Annotated in this window: 20 protein-coding genes; 16 read left to right on the top strand and 4 right to left on the bottom strand. The window is 69.2% G+C overall.

Annotated features, from left to right (window positions below):
• Nucleotides 1-52: 52 nt before the first annotated feature.
• From dxs to AB0I34_RS05115, 5 genes are all read left to right on the top strand, one after another.
• Complete coding sequence (gene dxs / locus AB0I34_RS05135; RefSeq protein ID WP_360439646.1) at nt 53-1,945, top strand: 1-deoxy-D-xylulose-5-phosphate synthase; 1,893 nt, start codon at nt 53-55, stop codon at nt 1,943-1,945.
• Nucleotides 1,946-2,085: 140 nt separating this feature from the next.
• Nucleotides 2,086-3,330, top strand: a complete 1,245-nt coding sequence (locus AB0I34_RS05130) for a hypothetical protein (protein ID WP_360439643.1) — start codon at nt 2,086-2,088, stop codon at nt 3,328-3,330.
• Between the two features lie 90 nt (nt 3,331-3,420).
• Nucleotides 3,421-4,788, top strand: coding sequence for a hypothetical protein (locus AB0I34_RS05125; protein WP_360439641.1), 1,368 nt, complete (start codon nt 3,421-3,423; stop codon nt 4,786-4,788).
• Nucleotides 4,789-4,860: 72 nt separating this feature from the next.
• Nucleotides 4,861-6,342, top strand: a complete 1,482-nt coding sequence (locus tag AB0I34_RS05120) for an amino acid permease (protein ID WP_360439639.1) — start codon at nt 4,861-4,863, stop codon at nt 6,340-6,342.
• Nucleotides 6,343-6,410: 68 nt separating this feature from the next.
• Nucleotides 6,411-7,718 (top strand): basic secretory protein-like protein, encoded by a 1,308-nt coding sequence (locus AB0I34_RS05115; RefSeq protein ID WP_360439636.1) that lies wholly within the window; start codon nt 6,411-6,413, stop codon nt 7,716-7,718.
• 189 nt (nt 7,719-7,907) lie between these two features.
• Here AB0I34_RS05115 and AB0I34_RS05110 read toward each other — a convergent pair whose 3' ends face one another.
• The gene (locus AB0I34_RS05110; RefSeq protein WP_360439633.1) at nt 7,908-10,019 is read right to left on the bottom strand and encodes a 3-hydroxyacyl-CoA dehydrogenase NAD-binding domain-containing protein; all 2,112 of its coding nucleotides are present in this window, start codon (nt 10,017-10,019) and stop codon (nt 7,908-7,910) included.
• Complete coding sequence (locus tag AB0I34_RS05105) at nt 10,016-11,215, bottom strand: acetyl-CoA C-acyltransferase (protein ID WP_360439631.1); 1,200 nt, start codon at nt 11,213-11,215, stop codon at nt 10,016-10,018. Before AB0I34_RS05105 ends, AB0I34_RS05110 begins: the two co-directional genes overlap by 4 nt.
• Nucleotides 11,216-11,403: 188 nt before the next feature.
• Between AB0I34_RS05105 and AB0I34_RS05100 the strand changes: the two genes are divergently transcribed.
• The 7 genes from AB0I34_RS05100 (at nt 11,404) to AB0I34_RS05070 (ending at nt 17,386) form a co-directional block, all read left to right on the top strand.
• Nucleotides 11,404-12,075: a hypothetical protein gene (locus AB0I34_RS05100; protein ID WP_360439628.1), complete on the top strand. Its 672-nt coding sequence runs from the start codon at nt 11,404-11,406 to the stop codon at nt 12,073-12,075.
• Between the two features lie 109 nt (nt 12,076-12,184).
• On the top strand, nt 12,185-12,673 hold the full coding sequence (locus AB0I34_RS05095) for a glutathione peroxidase (RefSeq protein ID WP_360439625.1): 489 nt from the start codon (nt 12,185-12,187) through the stop codon (nt 12,671-12,673).
• 238 nt (nt 12,674-12,911) lie between these two features.
• A complete protein-coding gene (locus tag AB0I34_RS05090) occupies nt 12,912-13,502 on the top strand; it encodes a helix-turn-helix domain-containing protein (RefSeq protein ID WP_360439622.1) in 591 nt (196 codons plus the stop codon).
• Nucleotides 13,499-14,761 (top strand): MFS transporter, encoded by a 1,263-nt coding sequence (locus AB0I34_RS05085; RefSeq protein WP_360439619.1) that lies wholly within the window; start codon nt 13,499-13,501, stop codon nt 14,759-14,761. The genes AB0I34_RS05090 and AB0I34_RS05085 overlap by 4 nt, the downstream gene beginning before the upstream one ends.
• A 38-nt stretch (nt 14,762-14,799) precedes the next feature.
• The gene (locus AB0I34_RS05080; RefSeq protein ID WP_360439616.1) at nt 14,800-15,033 is read left to right on the top strand and encodes a hypothetical protein; all 234 of its coding nucleotides are present in this window, start codon (nt 14,800-14,802) and stop codon (nt 15,031-15,033) included.
• A complete protein-coding gene (locus AB0I34_RS05075) occupies nt 15,003-16,835 on the top strand; it encodes a DUF2264 domain-containing protein (protein WP_360439613.1) in 1,833 nt (610 codons plus the stop codon). Before AB0I34_RS05080 ends, AB0I34_RS05075 begins: the two co-directional genes overlap by 31 nt.
• Before the next feature lie 65 nt (nt 16,836-16,900).
• Complete coding sequence (locus AB0I34_RS05070; RefSeq protein ID WP_360439610.1) at nt 16,901-17,386, top strand: VOC family protein; 486 nt, start codon at nt 16,901-16,903, stop codon at nt 17,384-17,386.
• Here the strand turns inward: AB0I34_RS05070 and AB0I34_RS05065 are convergent, their stop codons facing one another.
• On the bottom strand, nt 17,387-18,649 hold the full coding sequence (locus AB0I34_RS05065; RefSeq protein WP_360439607.1) for a ribonuclease D: 1,263 nt from the start codon (nt 18,647-18,649) through the stop codon (nt 17,387-17,389).
• Nucleotides 18,646-19,248 carry a DUF3000 domain-containing protein gene (locus AB0I34_RS05060; RefSeq protein ID WP_360439604.1) on the bottom strand — a complete coding sequence of 201 codons (603 nt, stop codon included), beginning with the start codon at nt 19,246-19,248 and terminating at the stop codon, nt 18,646-18,648. The genes AB0I34_RS05065 and AB0I34_RS05060 overlap by 4 nt, the downstream gene beginning before the upstream one ends.
• A 107-nt stretch (nt 19,249-19,355) precedes the next feature.
• On the opposite strand from AB0I34_RS05060, the gene hemE reads away from it, so the two are divergent.
• The 4 genes from hemE to hemQ are packed head-to-tail and all read left to right on the top strand — an operon-like array spanning nt 19,356 to nt 23,005.
• Nucleotides 19,356-20,426 (top strand): uroporphyrinogen decarboxylase, encoded by a 1,071-nt coding sequence (hemE, locus tag AB0I34_RS05055; protein ID WP_360439601.1) that lies wholly within the window; start codon nt 19,356-19,358, stop codon nt 20,424-20,426.
• Nucleotides 20,413-20,907: a GNAT family N-acetyltransferase gene (locus AB0I34_RS05050; RefSeq protein WP_360439598.1), complete on the top strand. Its 495-nt coding sequence runs from the start codon at nt 20,413-20,415 to the stop codon at nt 20,905-20,907. Before hemE ends, AB0I34_RS05050 begins: the two co-directional genes overlap by 14 nt.
• Nucleotides 20,904-22,313, top strand: a complete 1,410-nt coding sequence (gene hemG, locus AB0I34_RS05045; RefSeq protein ID WP_360439595.1) for a protoporphyrinogen oxidase — start codon at nt 20,904-20,906, stop codon at nt 22,311-22,313. The genes AB0I34_RS05050 and hemG overlap by 4 nt, the downstream gene beginning before the upstream one ends.
• Nucleotides 22,310-23,005: a hydrogen peroxide-dependent heme synthase gene (gene hemQ / locus AB0I34_RS05040; RefSeq protein ID WP_360439592.1), complete on the top strand. Its 696-nt coding sequence runs from the start codon at nt 22,310-22,312 to the stop codon at nt 23,003-23,005. The genes hemG and hemQ overlap by 4 nt, the downstream gene beginning before the upstream one ends.
• Nucleotides 23,006-23,009 lie beyond the last annotated feature (4 nt).

The following is a 23,009-nucleotide window of genomic DNA, read 5'->3' as shown; positions in this document are numbered from 1 at the left end:
GGGCAGTGGATGCATAGACTCAAGCATTCGAGGATGACGCGGGAGGAGCTCGATGCGCGTGCTGGAGACGGTCGGAGGGCCGGCGGACCTCAAGAAGCTGACCGCGCAGGAGCTTACCGATCTGGCGACGGAGATCCGGGACGTCCTGGTCGAGACGGTGTCCCGGACCGGCGGTCACCTCGGTCCGAACCTGGGCATGGTGGAGATCACCCTGGCGATGCACCGGGTGTTCGACTCGCCCCACGACCGGCTCGTCTTCGACGTCGGTCACCAGGCCTACGTGCACAAGCTGGTCACCGGCCGGGCGCCGAAGTTCGACACGCTGCGTCAGCAGGGCGGCCTGTCCGGCTACCCGAGCCAGGCCGAGTCCGATCACGACATCATCGAGAACAGCCACGCCTCGACCGCCCTGTCGTACGCCGACGGCCTGGCCAAGGCCTACCGGCTGCGTAAGGAAGACCGGCACGTCGTCGCGCTGATCGGTGACGGCGGCCTGACCGGTGGCATGGCCTGGGAGGCGCTGAACAACATCGCCGCCGCCAAGGACCTCAAGCTGATCATCATCGTCAACGACAACGGCCGTTCCTACAGCGATACCGTCGGCGGCCTGTCCACTCACCTGACCAGCCTGCGCACCAACCCGCGGTACGAGAAGGTCCTCGACCTGATCAAGAAGAACCTGGCCCGGACGCCGTACGTCGGCCCGCCGATGTACGAGGTACTGCACGGCGTGAAGAAGGGCCTGAAGGACATGCTCGCCCCGCAGGGCATGTTCGAGGACCTCGGCCTCAAGTACGTCGGTCCCGTCGCCGGTCACGATCGCGAGGCGATGGAGGACGCGCTCCGCAGCGCCAAGGCGTTCGGCGGTCCGGTGATCGTGCACGCGGTGACCCAGAAGGGATTCGGGTACGCCGCTGCCGAGCAGGACGAGGAGGACAACTTCCACCAGATCCGTCCGCTCAACAAGCCCCGCGGCTGGACGGACGTGTTCGCCGACGAGATGATCCGGATCGGTCACCGCCGCCAGGACGTGGTTGCGATCACCGCGGCGATGCTGCACCCGACCGGCCTGGCCGCGTTCGCGACGGAGTTCCCGGACCGGATCTTCGACGTCGGCATCGCCGAGCAGCACGCCGTGACCAGTGCCGCCGGTCTCGCGCTGGGCGGCCTGCACCCGGTCGTCGCGCTGTACTCGACGTTCCTGAACCGGGCCTTCGACCAGGTCCTGATGGATGTCGCGCTGCACAACCTCGGCGTCACCTTCGTGCTGGATCGCGCCGGTGTCACCGGTGACGACGGCCCGAGCCACAACGGCATGTGGGACATGTCGATCCTGCAGGTCGTTCCCGGCCTGCGTCTCGCCGCGCCCCGCGACGGCAAGCGGCTCGAGGAACTGCTGAACGAGGCGGTCGAGGTGTCCGACGCGCCGACCGTACTGCGCTTCGCCAAGGGCGAGGTGCTCCCGGACATCGACACGATCGACCGGATCGGCGGCCTGGACGTGCTGAAGCGGTCCGGCACCGACGTCCTGCTGGTCGGGATCGGCGCGATGGCGGCGACCGCGATGGACGTCGCCGGCCGCCTGGAGGCGCAGGGATTCGGCGTCACGGTGGTGGACCCGCGCTGGGTCAAACCGGTCGACCCGCAGCTGATCGAGCTGGCCGGGGCGGTCAATCTCGTGGTGACGATCGAGGACAACGGCCGGGCCGGTGGCTGCGGATCGATGATCGCGCAGGCGCTCCGCGACGCTGCGGTGAAGACGCCGGTCCGCGACTTCGGCATCCCGCAGAAGTTCCTCGACCACGCCAAGCGTCCCGCGGTCCTGCAGGAGATCGGACTGACCGGGCAGGACCTGGCCCGGGACATCACCGAGCTGATCGCGAAGCACCACGGTGACGCGATGAGCGAACCGGACCGGGCGAGCGGTCGCCCGGGTAGTGCCTGAGCCGGATCATGCCCGGATGATGGCCGAGCCGGACAGTGCCTGACACAGGGCGGCACACCGCACAACCGCGGAGCCGTCACGCAGCCGCTCGGCGGCGTACCCGTGTCTGGCCGCTGCTGCTCTCCCTGATCCTCGTCCTGGTGGCTGTCGCCGGTGGCCTCGCCCTGCACTGGTCCACCGGGCAGGCCGACGGCAGCGACCAGGCTGCGCCGAGGACACCGGACATCGACCTGGCCGCTCGTGCTGCCGCCGTCGACCAGGTCCTGAAGAAGCGGGCGCAGGCCGTCCTGCAGTCCGACCAGAAGGCGTTCCTCGCCGACGTCGACCCCGGCAACAAGGGCCTCGTCGCGCGTCAGACCACGCTGTACACCAACCTGCGCCAGTTCGGCTTCGCCCGGCTCGCCTACCAGCAGCTGTCGCAGCAGTACGACGACGCCATCACCCGGAAGTACGGCCCGTCGACGTACCTGGTCGCGATCGCGATGACGTACCAGATCCGCGGCATCGACACCGTGCCCGTCCGGGCGATGCTCGGCTACACGTTCACCGAGACGCAGACCGGCCGCTGGCTGCTGGTCTCGGACACCGACCTGGACAAGCGGCTGCCCCGCGGTTCCCACCAGGAGGCATGGGACACCGGCGAGGTGCTGGTCAAGCGCGCGCCGCGCGTGCTCGTGGTGGTGGAGAAGGGTCAGGACCAGCTCGCGACGCGGCTGACCGGCATGGCGAGCAGTGCGGTGAAGGCGGTGACCAAGAGCTGGCCCGGCGGCTGGAACGGCTCCGGTGTGGTGATCGCGCTCGACGACAGGATCGTCCGCGGTGCCGACTACACCGTGCCGAAGAACGCCGAGGACGCGATCGCCATGGCCACCTGGGTCTACCGGACGCTGCCCGGTGAGGCTACCGGCGAGGGCCAGCGGGCCGACTCGTACGTCGTCGTGAACCCGCACAACCGGGCCAAGGTCGACGCCCGCATCCTCGCGCACGAGTTCACCCACGTCGCCACCGCGCCGTACGGCGCCTATGCGCCGCGGTGGATGGTCGAGGGCGCGGCGACGTACGTCGAGTATCTGCCGATGGACGGCGCGGAGGACCTGGCGCTGGGCAAGTTCCGGCAGGACGTACGGACGAGGTACCTGGCGAAGGCGAAGAGCCTGCCCGCTGATGCGGTCTTCTTCCAGCAGGCCGGCAGTTCGTACCCGCTGGCCTGGTTGGCGGTCGACTATCTGTTCACCCGGTTCGGTGGCACCGAGGTCGGAACGCTCTACCAAGAGTTGGCCGCCCTCGGTTCGAGCCAGGCCGAGCGCGACCGCATCATGCTCGAACACGTCGGCATGACCGAGGCCGGTCTCTTCCAAGCTCTGAAGGCCGCTGCTGCCGCCTAGACACCGACGTCGGCGTGTCGGTGGTGGAATCCGGGGAAGCGAGTAGGGTAGCCGGGCTGGACTGACGGGTACTCGGAGGAATGACCCGAAGTGAGTGCGAACATCCCTAGCGCCGAACCGCCCGGCGCTCAGGTTCCGCCGCCAGGCCCCCGCCGCTGGGTGGGGCTGCTGGTTGCGGTCGCGCTGGTCTCGGGCGGCGTGGCCTACACCGTTCATGACCGAAACCAGGACGCCCGGGCCCGAGTGGTCGCGACGCAGCCCGGCCCGAACCAGGGCACCAAGCCACCGTCGAAGACCGCGGCGGCGACCGCCGCCCGCCGGGTCGCGGTCGACACGATCCTGCTCCGCCGGGCCCAGGCCGTGCAGACCGTGAACGAGGCGCTCTTCCTGCAGGACCTCGATCCCACCAACACGAAGCTCCGCGCGGCGCAGAAGGTGCTGTTCGCGAACCTGGTCGAGATCGGGTTCGAAGAACTCGGGTACAGCCAGGCCGAGGAACGCTTCGACCAGTCCGCGGTCCGTGCGCACGGCGGGACGACGTACCTGGTCCGGGTCCTGATGCGTTACCAGATCCCGAACGTCGACATCACACCGGTGACGACCGAGCTCGGCTACACCTTCGTCGCCCGGGGCGGGCACTGGGTACTGACCGACGACGACGATCTGGACAAGGACCTCGGCCCGGGCGCGCACAAGGAGGCGTGGGACCTCGGCCGGATCGAGGTACTGCGGTCGCCGCGGGTCCTGGTCGTGGTCGAGAAGGGCGACGCCCGGCGCGGGCACTCGATCGCCGCCGAGGCGAGTGAGGCGATCGGCGAGGTGACGTCGTACTGGCCGCGAGCCTGGCGCGGGTCGGTGTTCGTCGTCGCACTCGACGAGACCGACGTACGGGACGCGCGCTTCGCCGACGAGGACATCGAGTCGGCCGCGAGCGCGGGGACGACGTTCTCGTCGCTGCCCGGTCAGGACACCGCCGACGGTACGGTCGCCGGCTCCTACATCGTGATCAATCCGAACGAACGCGACCGGGTCGACGAGATCCTGCTGTCGCACGAGATCACCCACGTGGCCACGGCCGACCTGGGCGGGTACGAGCCGTTGTGGCTGGCCGAAGGCGCGGCGGAGTACGTGTCGTGGCGGGGGATCGAGGCGATCAGTGGACCGGGCGAAGTCGGCAAGTGGGAGCAGGAGGTGATCGACGACGCGATGCCTGCGCTGACCGCGCTGCCGAGCGACGCCGGCTTCTACCAGAACTCGGCCGACGTGTACGGCGTCAGTTGGCTCGCGGTGCGCTTCCTGGTCCAGCGGATCGGGCTCGCCAAGGTCGAGGAACTGTACGAGGACATGGCCAAGCACGGCACCGACCAGGAGTCCCGGGACCGGATCCTGCTCAGTCGCAGCGGCCTCACCGAAGCCACCCTGTGGGTGGCACTCCAAGACTACGAGCCGCCACGCTGAGTGGCGGTTTGACCTCGCGGTGTCAGACAGGCACGCTCGGAGGGTTCCGTCCACTTCGAGGAGGCGAGCAGAGTGAGTCTGTTGCGGAAGAAGACGATCGAGCAATCGATAGCGGACACCGACGAGCCGGAGTACCAGCTCAAGAAACGCCTGACCGCCATCGATCTGACCGTCTTCGGAATCGGCGTCATCATCGGTGCCGGTATCTTCACGCTGACCGGCCGGGCGGCCAAGCTGTACGCCGGGCCGAGCATCGCGCTCTCGTTCGTCCTCGCCGCGATCTGCTGCGCGCTCGCCGCGTTGTGCTACGCCGAGTTCTCGTCGACCGTGCCGGTGTCGGGATCGGCGTACACGTTCTCGTACTTCTCCCTGGGCGAGATCTTCGCCTGGATCATCGGCTGGGACCTGCTGCTCGAACTGATGCTCGGGGCAAGCGTCGTGGCGCAGGGCTGGTCGACGTACGCCGCGCTGTTCCTGGATCAGATCGGGTTGGGCTGGCCCGACTCGATCGGGCCCGACAGCAATGTGAACGTGCTGGCGATGTTGCTGGTGCTGGTCCTGGCGACGCTGGCGACGATCGGTATCAAGGAGTCGCTGCGGGTCAACCTGGTGCTGGTGGCCATCAAGTTGTTCGTGGTGCTGTTCGTGATCATCGCCGGCCTCTTCTACATCAAGGGCTCGAACCTGTCGCCGTTCATCCCGCCGAGCGTTCCGGCCGAGGGTGGTGGCGTCGAGCTCACCACGCCGCTGTTCCAGGCCATCTTCGGGTTCACACCGTCGACGTTCGGCGTGATGGGTCTGGTCTCGGGTGCGTCGCTGGTGTTCTTCGCGTTCATCGGGTTCGACGTGGTCGCGACCACCGCCGAGGAGGCGCGGAATCCGCAGCGCGACCTGCCCCGCGGCATCATCGGCTCGCTGGCGATCTGCACCGTGCTCTACGTTCTCGTCTGCATCGTGATCACCGGCATGGTCAACTACACCGACATCAGCGGTGAGGCAGCGCTGGCCGAAGCGTTCCGTTCGGTCGGGCGCAGTGGCTTCGCGACCCTCATCTCCGCCGGTGCGGTGGCCGGTCTGACCACCGTCGTCCTGACGTTGATGATCGGCGCCGCCCGCGTGGTGTTCGCGATGAGCCGTGACCACCTGATGCCGCGCCAGCTCGGCAAGACGCACCCCAAGTGGGGTACGCCGTACCGCCTGACGATCGCGATCGGCATCATCGTCGCGATCGTGGCCGGCCTGACCCCGATCGGGAAGCTGGAGGAGATGGTGAACATCGGCACCCTGGCCGCGTTCACCCTGGTGTCGATCGCCGTACCGCTGCTGCGCAGGAGCCGGCCGGACATCCAGCGCTCCTTCCGGGTGCCGGGCAGCCCGGTGATCCCGATCCTGGCCGCGCTGATCTGCCTCTACCTGATGCTGAACCTGTCGATCGAGACCTGGCTGCGGTTCGCGATCTGGATGGTGCTCGGCTTCGTCGTCTACTTCCTCTACGGCTACCGCCGGAGCCGGGTCGGCATCGAGGAGCGGACCGGCGTGGTCACCAAAGCCTGAGCAGTAGGGCTACCTGCTCTGATGGTCGGCGGGCGGTAGGATCAGCCGACCATCAGAGGGGACCCGGCATGAAACACCCGAGACGCCTGCTCGCAGGCGTTGCCGTGCTGGCGCTCGCGGCGAGCGCGAGTGTGGTGGTGGTCAGGCTCGAGCACGGTGGGTCGACGCCGGGTAGCAGCGCGGCGGCGGCCGAGGGGACGCCGGCGGGCGATCTCACCGACGCCCAGAAGGCGGTGCGCAAGCATGAGGTCGACGCGGTCCTCGCGCGGCGCTCCGCGGCGGTTCTGAAGGGTGACGTCAAGGGCTTCCTCGCGGCGGTCGATCCGAAGCAGCCGCAACTGGTGGCGCGGCAGCGGACCCTGTTCACGAACCTGCGCCAGTTCGCGTTCACCAGCCTGACCTACTTCGTCGGCGACGAACGGCTGGCTCCCGCGCAGGTCGCGCGGTACGGACCGACGACGTTCTCGGCCCGGGTGATGATGCGGTACCAGCTGACGGGGCTGGACGCGAAGCCGGTGCAGACCGACGTCGGGTACACGTTCGTCAGGCGCGGTCCTGCGTGGGTCCTGGTCGCGGACACAGCGATCGACGAGACCCTCAGCCCCGACGGTCATCGCCAGCCCTGGGACTTCGGCCCGGTGGTCGTGGTTCGCCGCGGCAAGGTCGTCGTCGTGGTCGATCGCAGCGAAAAGGCGCTGGGCGACAAGATCGCGAAGGCGTCCCAAGGAGCCGTCGACGGCGTCCGCCGGCACTGGCCGCGTCCGTGGAACGGCGCCGTCATGGTGGTCGCGATGTCCGAGCCGCAGGTGCTCTCGATCCTGTGGACCTACGGCTCCGGCAGCGGCTGGACCGTGGCCGCCAAGGCGGTCAGCCTGTACGACGGTGATCCGTTCACGCAGCGCCAGACCGCGCCGGTGAGCAGCCGGATCGTGGTCAACCCGGCTGTCCGTCAGCAGTTGGACCGGGACCTGCTCGTGCACGAGATGACGCACGTCGCGACGCTGCGCCTCGGTGCTCGTGCACCACTCTGGCTGGTCGAAGGTATCGCGGAGTACGTCCGCACCGCCTCGATCGAGGACGACCCGAAGTGGACGGTCGACCCCTACCGTAAATCGGTCCGCACGAAGTACCTCTCGTCGATGAAGGTCCTCCCCGGCCAACCCGAGTTCAACGCCAACGGCGACCGTGCCTACGGCCAGAGCTGGTGGATCACGTCGTACCTGGAAGACGAACTGGGCAAGACGAAAGTCGCGGCCCTGTACGCCGATCTGGCCCAGCACAACACCACCCAAGCAGCCTTCGCCACCATCCTGAAGAAGCACACCGGCAAGACCGCACCCCAGTTGGTCGCCGCCGCAAAGAAGTTCAAAGGCTGATTTCTCCGGCTGGTGGGGTTCTTGCCGAAGGCCCGTCGGGGGAGTGGTGCATTTCGACAGGATGTGTCGACGCGATCCGGCTGGTCTCAGGCGCGAATGCCTCAGTGGACCTGCTCCCTGCACCGACACCTCCTGTCGAGCTGCCCACCGATCCAGAATCGACGCCGACGACACCGTACGGCGAACAGGTCAGGTCAGGCTGGCGACGCCCTTGGGGAGGAAGCGAGTGCTGTTGACCTTCTCGGAGATGCCTGATCGGTCCAGGTACGGCGTGATGCCGCCGAGGTGGAACGGCCAGCCGGCGCCGAGCAGCAGGCACAGGTCGATGTCCTGCGCCTCCGCGACCACGCCCTCGTCCAGCATGATGCGGATTTCTTCGGCGAGGGCGGTCAGGACCCGGGTGCGGAGTTCGTCCGGGGTCGACGGGGTGGAGCCGACCGTCACCAGCGCCTCGACCTCCGGGTCGACGACCGGCTTGCCCTCCGGCCACAGGTAGAACGAGGTCTTGCCGGCGGCAACCACCTTGGCCAGGTTCTCCGACACCGCGAACCGCTCCGGGTACGCCCGGTTCATCGTCTCCGCCACGTGCAACGCGACCGGCAGACCGACGAGCTGCAGCAGCACGAACGGCGGCATCGGCAGCCCCAGCGCCGACAACGCCTTGTCCGCGTCCGGAATCGGCGTCCCTTCGTCGACCGCCGCGCTGACCTCACCCAGGAAGCGCGTCAGCAGCCGGTTCACCACGAACGCAGGCGCGTCCTTCACCAGCACGCACGACTTCTTCAGCGTCTTGCCCACCGCGAAGGCCGTCGCCAGCGACGCGTCGTCGGTCCGGTCGGCCCGGATGATCTCGAGCAGCGGCAGTACGGCGACCGGGTTGAAGAAGTGGAAGCCGACCACCCGCTCCGGGTGCTCCAGGTCCGCGGCCATCTCGGTCACCGAGAGGGAGGAGGTGTTCGTGGCCAGGATCGCGTCCGGACGGATGATCTTCTCCAGGTCGGCGAAGACCGTCTTCTTCAGCTGCAGTTCCTCGAACACGGCCTCGATCACGAAGTCGGCATCCGCGAAGACAGCCCGATCCACCGACCCGGTGACGAGGGCCTTCAACTGGTTCGCCTTGTCCGGCCGGATCCGGCCCTTGCCGAGCAGCTTGTCGATCTCACCGTGCACGTACCCGACCCCGCGGTCCACCCGCTCCTGGTCCAGGTCCGTGAGGACGACGGGCACCTCGAGGCGACGGACGAACAGCAGGGCCAGCTGGCCGGCCATCAGACCGGCGCCGACGACGCCGACCTTCGTGACGGGACGGGCGAGCGACTTGTCCGGCGCTCCGGCCGGGCGCTTGGCCCGCTTGTTCACCAGGTCGAAGGCGTACAGGCCGCTGCGCAGCTCCTCGCTCATGATCAGGTCGGCGAGCGCCTCGTCCTCGGCCGCGAAACCACGGTCCCGGTTGTTGTCCTTGGCCGCCGCGATCAGCTCGAGCGCCCGGTACGGCGCCGGCGCCGCACCACTCACCTTCAGATCGGCAAACCCCTTGCCCCGGGCAACGGCTGCATCCCAGGCCTCGCCGCGGTCAACCGACGGCCGGTCGAGGGTGATCGCACCGGTGAGCACCTTGCTGGCCCAGATCAGCGACTGCTCGAGGAAGTCGGCCGAGTCCAGCAGTACGTCGCCGATGCCGAACGTCACCGCCTCCGGCCCGCTCAGCATCTTGTTCTGGTTCAGGGCGTTCTCGACGACGACCTTCACCGCCTTGTCTGCACCGATCAGGTTCGGCAGCAAGAAGTTGCCACCCCAGCCCGGGATCAGGCCGAGGAACACCTCGGGCGTCGCGAGCACGCCGGCCGCGGCCGAGACGGTGCGGTAGGTGGCGTGCAGCGCGACCTCGAGACCGCCACCCAGCGACACGCCGTTCACGAACGCGAACGACGGCTTGCCGCCGTCGACCAGCTTGCGCATCACGCCGTGACCGATCCGGCCGAGGTTCAGCGCCTGCTCGCGATCGGTCAGCTTCGGTACGCCGGTCAGGTCGGCACCGGCGGCCAGGATGAACGGCTTGCCGGTGACACCGATCGCGGCGATGTCGTCGCGCGCGAGCGCCGCGTCCAGCGCGGTGTTGAGCGACGCCAGACCCTTCGGGCCGAACGTGTTCGGCTTGGTGTGATCGTGCCCGTTGTCCAGCGTGATGAGCGCCATGACACCGGCTTTGCCCGGCAGCACGACGTCCCGCGAGTGCGCGAGCGTGACGACCTCGTCCGTCGACAGAGCAGAGGCCGAGTCGATCAGTTCCTGCAAGCTCATGCCGAGGCACCTTCCCAGTTCGGGTTCTCCCAGATGACCGTTCCACCCATGCCCAGGCCGACGCACATCGTGGTCAGGCCGTAGCGGACCTCAGGGCGCTGCTCGAACTGCGTGGCCAGCTGGTTCATCAGCCGGACGCCGGACGATGCCAGCGGGTGGCCGTAGGCGATCGCGCCGCCGTACGGGTTGACCCGCGGGTCGTCGTCGGCAATGCCGTAGTGCTCCAGGAACGCGATCACCTGAACGGCGAACGCCTCGTTCACCTCGAACGCCTGGATGTCGTCGATGGTCAGCCCGGCGAGCTTCAGCGCTTTCTCGGTGGCGGGGATCGGACCGACGCCCATCACCTCGGGCTCGACGCCGGCGAAGCCGTAGGACACCAGCTTCATCTTCGGGGTGAGGCCGAGCTCGGCCGCGGCCTCGGCGGAGGTCAGCACGCAGGCGGTCGCGCCGTCGTTGATACCGGCCGAGTTGCCCGCGGTGACCCGGCCGTGTGGGCGGAACGGCGTCTTCAGCGTGGCCAGGTCCTCGACCGTGGTGCCCGGCCGCATCGGCTCGTCGGTGGCCGCGTAGCCCCAGCCCTGCTCGGCCGACCGGGTCGCGATCGGGACGAGGTCCGGCTGGATCAGGTCGTTGGCGTACGCCTTGGCCGCCTTCTCCTGAGATGCGGCGGCGAACGCGTCGGCGCGCTCCTTGGTGATACCGGGGAAGCGGTCGTGCAGATTCTCCGCGGTGGAACCCATCACGAGGGCGGAGGTGTCGACCAGCTTCTCGGCGATGATGCGGGGGTTCGGGTCGACGCCCTCGCCCATCGGGTGGCGGCCCATGTGCTCGACCCCGCCGGCGACGACCACGTCGTACGCGCCGAAGGCGATGCCCGAGGCGGTCGTGGTGACAGCGGTCATCGCGCCCGCGCACATCCGGTCGATGGCGTAGCCGGGAGTGGTGTTCGGCAGGCCGGCCAGCAGGGCCGCGGTCCGGCCGATGGTCAGGCCCTGGTCGCCGATCTGGGTGGTGGCCGCGATCGCGACCTCGTCCACCCGCTCCGGCGGAAGCTCCGGGTTGCGCCGCAGCAGCTCCCGGATGCACTTGATCACCAGATCGTCGGCGCGGGTTTCGGCGTACTGGCCCTTGGCCTTGCCGAACGGGGTGCGAACGCCGTCGACGAACACGACATCGCGGATCTCACGGGGCACGAGGGCCCTCCTCTGGGGGTCGGGAAAGCTACCTCGATGCTACCCGTCGGTAACAGAACTCCCCAAGCAGCCACGCCTGTGCGGCTGCTCACAGCGCACACCCGGTTGCTCACGCAGACCACAACCCGTGGCGAACCGGCGCGATTCGGCGCATGCTGGTGGCAAGGTCCGTGTGTCTGGAGCCGTTCATGAACAATGCTGATCTCTCCGTGCCGGTGCTGAGCCGGGGCAAACACCGCAACCCGCGCAAGGGTGCCTGCTTCATGGAGTTCGCCTCCTATCTGGCAGGCGAGCCATGGTCGGACCATCCGGCCTGTACGCATCCGCTGCTGGCGGGCGTGGCGCGCGACGTCAACGACTGCACGACGGACGCCGGCCGCACCCGGCTGGCGCCACTGATCCCATCGGTGATCGGGTTGACTCCCGACGATCCACACGTCGTCGCGCGGGTGACCGCCCGCTGTATCCAGCACGCGCTGCCGGTGGTGTCGCAGGAGCGGCAGTACATCCTCGCAGTGGCTCTGCTGGTGGGGGAGAAGCAACTCGCCGCGCTGGACGGGCGTCCACTCGACGACCTCGAGCCCGACTCGCAGGCGGTCCTGGAGGCGGTCCCGGCCGCGACCAAGTGGGCGCGGTCCTTCACCGCAAGGGCCCATCGGGGTACGCCGGACTTCGCCAAGCGGACCGCGCCACGCGCCGTGTCCTGCGCGGTGGAAGGCATCTCGCAGGCCTGTGTGCCGGACCCGGACGACCGGCTGTACAACCTGCTCACGGCGGCCATCACCGAGTGCAAACTCTGGATGCCCGCGCCAACTCCTGCCCCGCAGCCCATCCGGACCGAGTCCGTGGAAGTTCGCTAGCCGAGCAGTATTCTTCACCGTGTGACGTCCGGCAATCGACGCCGCCGAGCCGGCCTCGCGGCGTACAGTCGCGTCCCGGCCCCGTCCTCCCAACCTCGAAAGGTTCTGCATGAGCCTGTACGACATCCCGCTGACCACCCTCGCCGGCGCTCCGACCTCGCTCGGTGACTACAAAGGCAAGACCGTCCTGGTCGTGAACGTCGCGTCGAAGTGTGGCCTGACCCCGCAGTACGAGGGCCTGGAGAACCTGCAGAAGCAGTACGGCGCCCGCGGCTTCACCGTGCTCGGCGCCCCGTGCAACCAGTTCGGCGGCCAGGAGCCGGGTACGGCGGACGAGATCTCCGCCTTCTGCTCGACCACGTACGGCGTCACGTTCCCGATGCTGGACAAGCTCGAGGTGAACGGCGAGGGCCGGCACCCGCTGTACGCCGAGCTGACCCTGACGCCGGACGCCGACGGCGAGGCCGGTGACATCCAGTGGAACTTCGAGAAGTTCCTGATCACCCCGGAGGGCACGGTCGCCGCCCGCTTCCGGCCCCGCACCGAGCCGGAGTCCGCCGAGGTCGTCGCCGCGATCGAATCCCACCTCCCGGCCTGAGGCATCCCGCGCCGACCGCTCGGAGCAAGCGGGGCTCCGCCACCCGCACCCCTCGCATCGCTCGGCGGCTGTGGTCAGCCAGGCGCGCTCGCCCTCGCCGGGTCTGTCCGGCCTAGCCGGGCCCGCTCGCCGGTCTGTCCGGTCTGCTTCTCCATCGCCCGCCGCGCCCCGCGCGGCGGGCGATTTTCTGTGCCCGCAACCCATTGCAACAACTCTTTCGAAAGAGTACTTTCGATGGATGCCGAACCCGCATCGTCGCCTCAGCGACCCTCGCGAGCTCAACGCCCTGGCCCACCCGGTGCGGATGGGGATCGTCGAACTGCTGTCGATCAGCGGACCACTGACCGCCACCGAGCTGGCCGATCGGCTCGACGAGACGCCGGCCAACTGCTCGTGGCACCTGCGCAAGCTGGCGCAGCACGGGTTCGTGGAGGAGGCCGAAGGTGGGAAGGGTCGGCAGCGGCCATGGCAGGTGCCGGGGCTCGGTTTTAGCTGGGACGAGGAGCACGCCTCGGGGTCGATCGACGAACGTCGGGCTGCGCAGGCGCTGTCCGAGGTGATGATGGGCCGGGCGATGGACCGGCTGCGGGAGGCACAGCAGCGCGCGCCGGAGGAGTCCGAGGAATGGCGCGCGGCGCACAGCAGCGCCGAGATGATCGCGTGGCTGACCGCGGACGAGCTCAAGGAGATGAACGTCGCGATCAATGCCGTCCTCGATCGCTATGTGGAGCGGCTGACCGAGCCGAAGGAGCGACCGCCCGGCGCGCGTCTGTGCGAGTTCGTCGCGTGGGGCGTTCCGACGTACTTCCCGGGGGTCGAGCCGGCATGAGGAAACTGTTCGCGCAGCCTGGGTTCCCTCGCCTCTTCGGTGGGCTGAGTACGTCGATGCTCGGCGACTCGGTGATGCTGCTGGTGCTGAGCATGTGGGTGAAGACCCTCACCGACTCGAACGCGATGGCCGGTCTGACCTTCTTCTTCATGGTGCTGCCGGCGCTCGGCGCCCCGCTCCTCGGTGTCTGGGTGGACCGGCTTCCCCGCAAGGCGATCCTTGTCTGGGGCAACTTCGCGAGCGCGGCCGCGGTCCTCCCGCTCGTGCTCGTGCGGGACGCGAACGACGTCTGGCTGATCTGGGTCGTCGCCTTCCTGTACGGCGTCTCGTTCGTCGTACTGCCCGCGGCACTCAACGGCCTGCTCAAGGACCTGCTGCCCGATGAGCTCCTGGTCGACGCGAACTCGAGCCTGGCCACGATCAAGGAGGGCTACCGGCTGTTCGGTCCACTCGTCGGGGCCGCGATCTTCGCGACCACGGGCGGCTGGCTGGTCGCGGTCGTCGACGCCGGCACGTTCGTCATCGCCGGACTGTTGATCGCAACGATCCCGATCACCGAGGCGCCCGCGCCGGCGAAGCACACCTTCCGCGACGACGTCCTCGAGGGTGTCCGGTTCCTGGTCAACGACCGCGTACTCCGCCACGTCCTGCTGGGGCTCGCGATCTCGATCCTGGTCATCGGCTTCTTCGAGTCGTCGATCTACGCGCTGCTGGACGCCTTCGGCAAGCCGCCCACCTTCTCCGGCGTCTTCGTGACCTGCCAAGGCGTCGGTGCGGTCTTGGGCGGCCTCACCGCGAGCCGCGCCGTCCGTCGTCTCGGTGAGATCGCCACCTTCGCACTCGGCCTGACCGCTCTGGCCGCCGCCACCATCGTCTGCGCGGCCGCGCCGAGCATCGTCCTGGTCCTGGTCGGCGCGGGCATCTGCGGTGTCGGGCTCCCGTGGACGTTCGTCGCCTTCACGACGCTGATGCAACGGCGTTCGCCGGGCCATCTGATCGGCCGGGTGTCGACTGCGGTCGAGGTGCTCGTGTCCACGCCGCAGGCGATCTCGCTGGCCGTCGGCAGCCTGCTGGTGAGCCTGCTCAGCTACCGGCAGATCTTCGCGATCATCGCGACGGTGATCCTGCTCGGCGCACTGCAGATCGTCCTCACGCTGCGCCGCGAGATCCGGGCGGACCTGACGACCAGCGACCGCCGCCCGGTGGATCCGGTCGCTGCCCCGGAGGCGGTTCCCACCTCCGGAGCCGACCTGCTCTGACCGGTCACTTGGACGCGGCGAACGCTTCCTCATACTCCTTGCGGACGATCCTGCGCGGCGACGACCGGGTCGCCTCGCCCGGCCACCAGTTCATCACCGATGTCCGGATCGGCGGGCAACAGCGGCAGATGATCTTCTACCACGGCTATCCGTGGTACGACGCCGATGGCAACCATCTTCCGTCCGTGGAGACCCGCAAGCTGATGATGGACGAACTGCACTGGGATTCGGAGGGATGGCCATGGGTGAACGACGGCACGCCGAGCGACTGACCTCAGATCGAACGCTGTCGCCGTACACAGGGTGGACCCGGGAGCACTGGGAGCAGACGGCTGACTGGACCTTGCTCGCCTTGCGGGATTTCGCGAGTCCGCGCCATGCGAATGTCGATCCTCCCGGTCCGGCGTCCAGGTCCGGGTCGGCGAGCGACGGTCTGGAAGGGTTCGCCCGGTCCTTTCTGACCGCAGGCTTCCGGCTCGCCGGATCGGACGACGATCCGCACGATCACGCCGGCTGGTACGCCGAGGGCCTCGCCGCCGGCGCGGACCCGACCTCACCGGAGGCCTGGCCGCGACTGACGGAGTTCGGTCAGCCGCGGGTCGAGGCAGCCGCGATGGCCATCGCCCTGCACGAATCCCGTGCACAGGTCTGGGACAAGCTGGACGACCGGACGCGTGCGCAGGTCGTCGAATGGCTGGCGCCCGCCAACGAGGTCACGTACTCGGCGAGCAACTGGCTGTGGTTCCAGAACGTCACCCTCGCCTTCCTGCGCTCGGTGGGCGGACCGTGCGACGAGTCGGTGATCCAGAAGAACATCGCGACGCTGGACACGTTCTACCAAGGCGACGGCTGGTACACCGACGGGATCCGCGAGGGCGGGACCACCCACTACGACTGGTACAACGGCTGGGTCATGCACCTGTTCTCGCTCTGGTACTGCCGCATGTCGGGCGAGGCCGGAGAGCTGCTCGACGGTTATCGCGAGCGGCTGCGTGAGTACCTCGGCACCGTCCAGCATCTCGTCGGAGCCGATGGTGCGCCGCTCCACCAAGGCCGTTCGCTCGTGTACCGGTTCGCGACCGCGTCGCCGTACTGGGCCGGCGCGATCTTCGACGCGAGTCCGTTGCCTCCCGGAGCGACCCGGCGTCTGACCAGTGGCATCCTCAGTTGGTTCGCCGACGCCGGTGCCTGGGACGACCGTGGTCTGCTCGGCCTCGGTTGGCGTACGGCGTTCCCGCGGATGCGGCAGTCGTACTCGGGTCCGGGATCGCCGTACTGGGCGAGTCTGGGCTTCGCCGGACTCGTGCTGCCGGCGGGTCATCCGGTGTGGACCGCCCGCGAGGAGCCGCTGCAGCTCGAGCAGTCCGATGTCTCGGTCGTGGCTCGGCCGCCGGGCTGGCTCATCTCGGGTACGACGGCCGACGGCATCGTCCGCGTCGTCAACCACGGCACCGACCACGCCGGGACCGAACTGGCTGCGGAGGATCCGCTCTACTGCCGCCACGCCTACTCGACGATCACCGGGCCTGATCTGATCGACGCGGACGAGGTCCCGGACAACCAGGTGGCGGTGCGAAGGTCCGACGGGCGGTGGTCGCAGCGGCGCCCGATCACCCTCCTGAGCCTCGGCTCGCGGACGGCGGTCAGCCGGTTCCCCGTGCAGTTCGGGGCGGAGGAACCGGAGGCGGCAGGCCTTTCAGTTGTCACCGCGTCCGTCCTCCGTGGTCCATTCGAGGTCCGCATCGCCCGCGTGGACGGCGAGTACGACGGTGAACCGTTGACCCTGACGATCTCCGGCTACGCACTGACGGGGTCCGGGCGCGTGTCGGCCGTCGTACCGCTGATCGGCGAGTGGCACGAGGGCAGCACGACCCGGGAGGGCGTGAACGCCTTCGGCGAAGTGTCGGTCACTCCGTGGGTCGAGACCGGCCTCGAACCCGGACGCGTGTACGCCGCTGTAGTGCTGCTCAGCGGTCAGGATTGCACGACCGACGGGATCACTGCGGAGGTCGACGGCGCCACGGTTGTCGTCACCTGGCCGGACCAGCAACAGGATGTGGTCGCGCTGAAGTAGAGGCCAGGACTTGGCCGGTACTGCTCTTACGGTGGTGGTAACCGAACCGTGAAGGAGCAGCGAACATGACGACTGTGAACCCGATTCCCGAGGGCTACCACTCGGTGACGCCGTGGATCATCGGGCACGACACCGCCGGGCTGATGGACTTCCTCGCGGCCGCGTTCGATGCGGTGGACCTCGGTGGCCGGGTCGTCGACGAGCACGGGCACATCGGCCACGCCGAGATGCGGATCGGCGACTCGGTGGTGATGATGTTCGACAAGCCGGACTGGCCGCCGACGCCTGCCTTCCTTCGGCTCTACGTCCGGGACGTGGAGACCGCGCTGAAGCAGGCGGTGGCGGCCGGCGGCACCGTCGTGACCGAGCCGACGCATCTGTTCTGGGGCGACATCGTTGCGCGGGTGCACGACCCGTTCGGCAACCTCTACTGGCTGCAGACCCGGATCGAGGAGATCGACGAGGCCGAGATGGGCCGCCGGTTCGGCGACGAGAAGTTCACCAAGGCGCTGGAGTACGTGCAGAGCTCGCTGTTCCGCCCGGCCGGCTGATCAGTCGAGCTGTTCCTTCGGAGCCTCGGACTCCATCGCGTCGGTCAGCACGCCGGCGGTGAGGCCGATCTGCCACTCGCGGGCGTTGTGCTCGCGCAGGAAGGTCGTCACCACCTCGAGGCTGAGCTCGGGTGGTGGCGACCAGGCCAGCCGGCGGATGGTGTCGGGGGAGAGCAGGTTCTCGGTCGGAAGCCGGTGCGCCTCGGCGATCTCGGCGACCGAGGAGCGGGCGGCCGACAGACGGGCGGCGGCATCCGGGTCCCGATCGGCCCAGGCGCGGGCCGGCGGCGGGCCGTCGTACCGCGGGCCCTGCTTCGGTAGCTCGGACTCGGGGAGGCGGCGCGCGTGGTCGATCGCCTCCCACCAGGTCCGCATGTGCCGGTGCGCGCCGCGGCCCTTGAATGCGGTCAGACGCTGGAGCGTGTCCCGGTCGGCCGGCATCGCCGACGCCGCCTCGACGATTGCGGCGTCCGGCAGGATCCGGCCGGGGGAGATGTCCGCGGACTCGGCGATCTGGTCCCGCGCCTCCCACAACGCCCGTACGACGGCCAGACTGCGGCGATTGCGGACGCGGTGCATCCCCGACGTCCGGCGCCACGGATCCGGCTTCGGCTCACGCGGCGGCGCGGACAGGATCGAGGCGAACTCCTGCTCGGCCCACTCCCACTTGCCCTCGCGGCGCAGTTCGGCCTCGATCGCGTCGCGCAACTCGATCAGCATCTCGACGTCGAGAGCGGCGTACACGAGCCACGGCGCCGGGAGCGGGCGGGTCGACCAGTCGGCGGCGGAGTGCTCCTTGCGCATCCGGTAGCCGAGGACCTCGCTCACCAGCGAGGCCAGGCCGACCTTCGGGTACCCGAGCAGGCGGCCGGCCAGCTCGGTGTCGAACACCTTCCGCGGCACCATCCCGACCTCGGCCAGGCAGGCCAGATCCTGGTTCGCGGCGTGGATGATCCACTCGGTGTCCACGATCGCGTCGCCGAGTGCGGACAGGTCGCCGAACGGGATCGGGTCGACCAGCGCGGAGCCGGCGCCCTCGCGGCGCAGTTGCACCAGGTAGGCCCGATGGGAGTAGCGGTAGCCGGAGGCGCGCTCGGCGTCGACGGCGACCGGGCCGGTGCCGGATTGGAAGGCCTCGACCACGTCGGTCAGCGCTGGGTCGGTGTCGACGACCTCGGAGAGCCCGTCACGGAGTTCTAGCAGGGGCAGGTTCGCTGTCGGGTCGTCCGGGACGGGCGGCTGCTGGGTTTCTGCCGGGCTCATCGGCCCCGCTGTCCGCGCCGGGTCGGCATCGCCACGACCCCCGGCGGAACCGGCGGCAGTCCGGCCGCCGTGCAGAGAACTTCGCCCCACGCCTCCGCGTGCCGGGTCACATCCACCAGACCACCAGGCCCCGGCACGGGGCTCCAGGACGCACGGATCTCGATCTCCGCCGTCGCGTCGTCGTCGGCCATGCCGCCGAAGCTTTCCGATACCACCCTGGTCACGGTACCGCTCGGCGCCTGGAAGTCCGCGCCCCGGTCCGCCAGCGCCTCCATCAGCCAGGTCCAGCCCACGCCGCCGAGCAGCGCGTCGGTCACCATCTCCGGTTCGACGGCGGCGCGCACGTACGCGACACAGCGGAAGGTCGACTGCCAGGCGTCGTTCCCGTCCGGGTCGTAAAGGATGACCAGGCGGCCGGTGGCGACATCGTCGCCGTCGACCGTCACGTCGGCGCTGACCGCGGCCGCGTGCGGAGCGATCCGCTGCGGCGCGGGCATCTCCTCGACGAAGACCTCGGGCCGGAACCGGGCACCGCGTAACTGCGTCACGGCCTCGGCGAACTCCGCGGGTGGCGCGTCGACCTGCTTGCGGGCACCCATGCTTGGCAGCCTACGACTGATTACTCACCGACGCCTGTGTCGACGCGCCGGTAACCGCGTGCGACGGCCGCTCACCGGCGAAATTCCGCGCGTGGGATTATCGCTGTGTGCCTCTGCCACAGTCCCGCGCGCTCGACCGTTCCGCCTTTCTGCTCGCCGCTCGAGGTGAGCCGGGCCCACACACGCCGGTGTGGTTCATGCGGCAGGCCGGGCGGGCGTTGCCTGAGTACCACGCGGCCCGCGTGGGGACCACGATGCTCGAAGCCTGCATGCGTCCCGACCTCGTTGTCGAGATAACGCTGCAGCCGGTACGCCGTTACGGCGTCGACGCGGCGGTCTTCTACTCCGACATCGTGCTGCCGCTGAAGTCGGTGGGCTTCGACATCGAGATCAAGCCGGGGGTCGGCCCGGTGGTCGCGGCCCCGATCCGCGACGTGGCCGGCCTGGACGCCGTCCGCCCGGTCACTCCCGCGGATGTGCCGTACACCACGGACGCTGTGCAGCAGCTGGTCTCGGAGCTGGGCGGTACGCCGCTGATCGGCTTCGCCGGGGCCCCGTTCACGGTGGCGTCGTACCTGGTCGAAGGCGGGCCGAGCAGGGACTTCGCCAAGACCAAGGCGCTGATGTACAGCGACCCGGGCCTCTGGCACGCGCTCGCCGACCGGCTGGCCGACGTCGCGATCGCCTACCTGGCAGTGCAGGTCGAGGCGGGCGCGTCCGCGATCCAGCTGTTCGATTCGTGGGCGGGCGGGTTGTCGCCGCGCGACTACGAGCGGTTCGTGCTGCCACACTCCGCGAAGGTGTTCGAGGCCCTCGCCTCGTACGGCGTACCCCGGGTGCACTTCGGCGTGAACACGGGCGAACTGCTCGGGCTGATGAGCAACGCCGGGGCTGACGTCGTCGGTGTCGACTGGCGGGTGCCGCTGGATGAAGCGGTACGCCGGATCACCGCGGCCGGAGCCGGTCCGAAGCCGGTGCAGGGCAACCTGGATCCGGCCCTGCTGTTCGCTCCCTGGGAGGCGGTTGAGCCGGAGATCGACCGGATCCTCGCCGAGGGGAAGGCCGCACCCGGCCACATCTTCAATCTCGGCCACGGGGTCCCTCCGAATGCCGACCCCGAGGTGCTGCACCGGATCGCTCAGTACGTCCAGGCGAAGTCGGCCCGTGTACCTGCCTGACCACGACGTGACGCTCGAGTCGCTGACCGCCGAGCACGCCGACGCCGTCCTTGTCTTCGAGCGGGAGAACCGGGAGTACTTCGCCGCCTGGATCGAGGATCGCGGTGACGACTACTTCACGTCGTTCGCGGATCGCCATCAGGCGCTCCTGGCCGAGCAGAAGGCGGGGACGTGCCGGTTCCACGTCTTGGTCGATGCCGCCGGCGCGGTGGTCGGACGGGTGAACCTCATGGATCTCGAGAACGGCTCGGCCGAGCTCGGCTACCGGATCGCGGAGAAAGCCACGGGCCGGGGGCTCGCATCGGCGGCGGTCCGTGCGGTCGCGAGGCTCGCCGCGTCGGAGTACGGGCTGACGATGCTGCGAGCGGGGACGTCGGACCGGAATGTGGCGTCGCAGGCGGTGTTGACGCGAGCCGGGTTCCGCCGCGTGGCCGACCCGGCGGCTCGTCTTGGGTTCGAGTTGAAGCTGGAGGACCTGTGAGCCGGGTCGTTGTCGTTGGTGGCGGGATCAGTGGACTGGCGGCGGCGTACGCGCTGGCGACTGGGCCGAATCCGCCGCGGATCACGGTGCTGGAGGGGTCGCCGCGGCTCGGCGGCAAGCTCGCGGGTGACGTGCTCGAGGGTGTGCCGGTCGACCTCGGGGCCGAGTCGGTGCTGGCCCGGCGGCCGGAGGCGGTCGACCTGATCAAGGCGGTCGGCCTCGGTGGCGACCTGGTGCATCCGGCGACGACGTCGGCCGGACTGTGGATCGGCGACCGGATCCGGGCTATCCCGCCGACCGTGATGGGTGTCCCGATGGACCCTGCCGCGACAGCCGACGTACTCGGGTCCGAGGGAGCCGAAGCGGTGGCACACGAGGCCGAGCTGCCTGCTCCGGCGCTGACGGAGGACGTCGCTATCGGGCGGTTCGTCGCCTCGCGGATGGGTCCGGCGGTGACGGACAAGCTGATCGACCCGCTGCTCGGCGGGGTGTACGCCGGCCGGGCAGAGGAGATCTCGCTGGCGGCGGCGGTGCCGGAGCTGTACGCCAAGCTGCGGACGGCGCCGAGCCTGCTCGCGGCGACGGCGGAGATGCGGGAAGCCGGGCAGCGTCGGGCCGGCGCGCCGGTGTTCGCCGGCGTTGTCGGCGGGATCAACCGGCTGGTCAGCGCGCTGAAGCAGGACCTGACCGCACGTGGTGTCGACATCCGGCGCAAGCTTGCGGTGCGACGGATCACGCGGACCACCAACGGCTATGCGCTGGAGGCCGGGCCGGTGCCGGCGCCGACTCTGTTGGAGGCCGACGCGGTGATCGTCGCCGTACCGGCCACACCGGCGGCGCGGATGCTGGCTGAGTTGGTGCCGGCGGCGTCGGCCGAGCTGGCGACGATCGAGTACGCGAGCATGGCGATCGTGACCCTCGCGGTCCGCAAGCAGGACTGGCCCGAGGCGGCCACCGGGTCCGGGTTCCTGGTGCCGTCGGTGGAGGGGCGGACGATCAAGGCGTCGACATACTCGCACGCGAAGTGGGAGTGGTCGGGTGCGGCTGGTGGAGAGCTCGCCGTACTGCGGTGCTCGGTCGGGCGGCTGGGGGAGGAGCACGTCCTGCAGCGGTCCGACGAGGAGCTGGTGGCGCTGGCCACTGCCGATCTGGGGCGTGCTGTCGGGCTCCAGGCACCTGTGGTGGGGTCGCTGGTGACGCGGTGGGGCGGCGGGCTTCCGCAGTACGCCGTGGGGCATCTGGACCGCGTTGACCGCGTGGAGGAGGCCGTTGCCGGGGAGCCTGGTCTGGCTGTGTGCGGAGCGGCGTACCGAGGTGTAGGGATCGCCGCATGTGTGGCATCGGGTGGGCAGGCAGCCACCCGGGTGCAGGCTCATTTAGCCACATTGGAGACAATGGCTCCGTGACAGAGAAGCCGAAGGCGCGTGAGCTGAACAATGTGATCCGCTACACCCTGTGGTCGGTCTTCAAGGTGGAGACCCCGCTGGGCGACGCGGACCGGGACGAGCTGACCGCCGAGCTGTCCGAGCTGGTCGCCAAGCTGGCCACGGACGACGTGGTGATCCGCGGGATCTACGACGTCGAGGGCTTCCGGGCCGACGCCGACTTCATGGTCTGGTGGCACGCGCCGACGTCGGACGCGCTGCAGAAGGCGTACCACGCGCTGCGCCGGTCCCGCCTCGGGCGGCACCTGGCACCGGTCTGGTCGCAGTTCGCGCTGCACCGGCCGGCCGAGTTCAACAAGAGCCACATCCCGGCGTTCCTGGCCGACGAGGAGGCGCGGGCGTACATCTGCGTCTACCCGTTCGTGCGGTCGTACGAGTGGTACCTGCTGCCGGACGAGGAGCGGCGGTTCATGCTCGCCGAGCACGGCAAGATGGCGCGGACCTACCCCGACGTCCGGGCGAACACGGTCGCGTCGTTCGCGCTCGGCGACTACGAGTGGATCCTGGCCTTCGAGGCCGACGAACTGCACCGGATGGTCGACCTGATGCGCGACCTGCGCGCGTCCACCGCCCGGCGGCACGTGCGCGAGGAAGTGCCCTTCTACACGGGCAAGCGGACCGAGCTCGGCGAGCTGGTCGCCAACCTGGCCTGACGCC

Source organism: Kribbella sp. NPDC050281 (assembly GCF_040655855.1).
Lineage (GTDB): Bacteria > Actinomycetota > Actinomycetes > Propionibacteriales > Kribbellaceae > Kribbella.
This window is presented reverse-complemented; position numbering and strand designations above follow the sequence as displayed.

Excerpts from the sequence above, each read along its gene's own strand:
- dxs (WP_360439646.1), top strand. The coding sequence starts at position 53 with ATGCGCGTGCTGGAGACGGTCGGAGGGCCGGCGGACCTCAAGAAGCTG.
- AB0I34_RS05115 (WP_360439636.1), top strand. The coding sequence starts at position 6,411 with ATGAAACACCCGAGACGCCTGCTCGCAGGCGTTGCCGTGCTGGCGCTC.
- AB0I34_RS05110 (WP_360439633.1), bottom strand. The coding sequence starts at position 10,019 with ATGAGCTTGCAGGAACTGATCGACTCGGCCTCTGCTCTGTCGACGGAC.
- AB0I34_RS05100 (WP_360439628.1), top strand. The coding sequence starts at position 11,404 with ATGAACAATGCTGATCTCTCCGTGCCGGTGCTGAGCCGGGGCAAACAC.
- AB0I34_RS05095 (WP_360439625.1), top strand. The coding sequence starts at position 12,185 with ATGAGCCTGTACGACATCCCGCTGACCACCCTCGCCGGCGCTCCGACC.
- AB0I34_RS05090 (WP_360439622.1), top strand. The coding sequence starts at position 12,912 with ATGCCGAACCCGCATCGTCGCCTCAGCGACCCTCGCGAGCTCAACGCC.
- AB0I34_RS05085 (WP_360439619.1), top strand. The coding sequence starts at position 13,499 with ATGAGGAAACTGTTCGCGCAGCCTGGGTTCCCTCGCCTCTTCGGTGGG.
- AB0I34_RS05075 (WP_360439613.1), top strand. The coding sequence starts at position 15,003 with ATGGGTGAACGACGGCACGCCGAGCGACTGACCTCAGATCGAACGCTG.
- AB0I34_RS05070 (WP_360439610.1), top strand. The coding sequence starts at position 16,901 with ATGACGACTGTGAACCCGATTCCCGAGGGCTACCACTCGGTGACGCCG.
- AB0I34_RS05065 (WP_360439607.1), bottom strand. The coding sequence starts at position 18,649 with ATGAGCCCGGCAGAAACCCAGCAGCCGCCCGTCCCGGACGACCCGACA.
- AB0I34_RS05060 (WP_360439604.1), bottom strand. The coding sequence starts at position 19,248 with ATGGGTGCCCGCAAGCAGGTCGACGCGCCACCCGCGGAGTTCGCCGAG.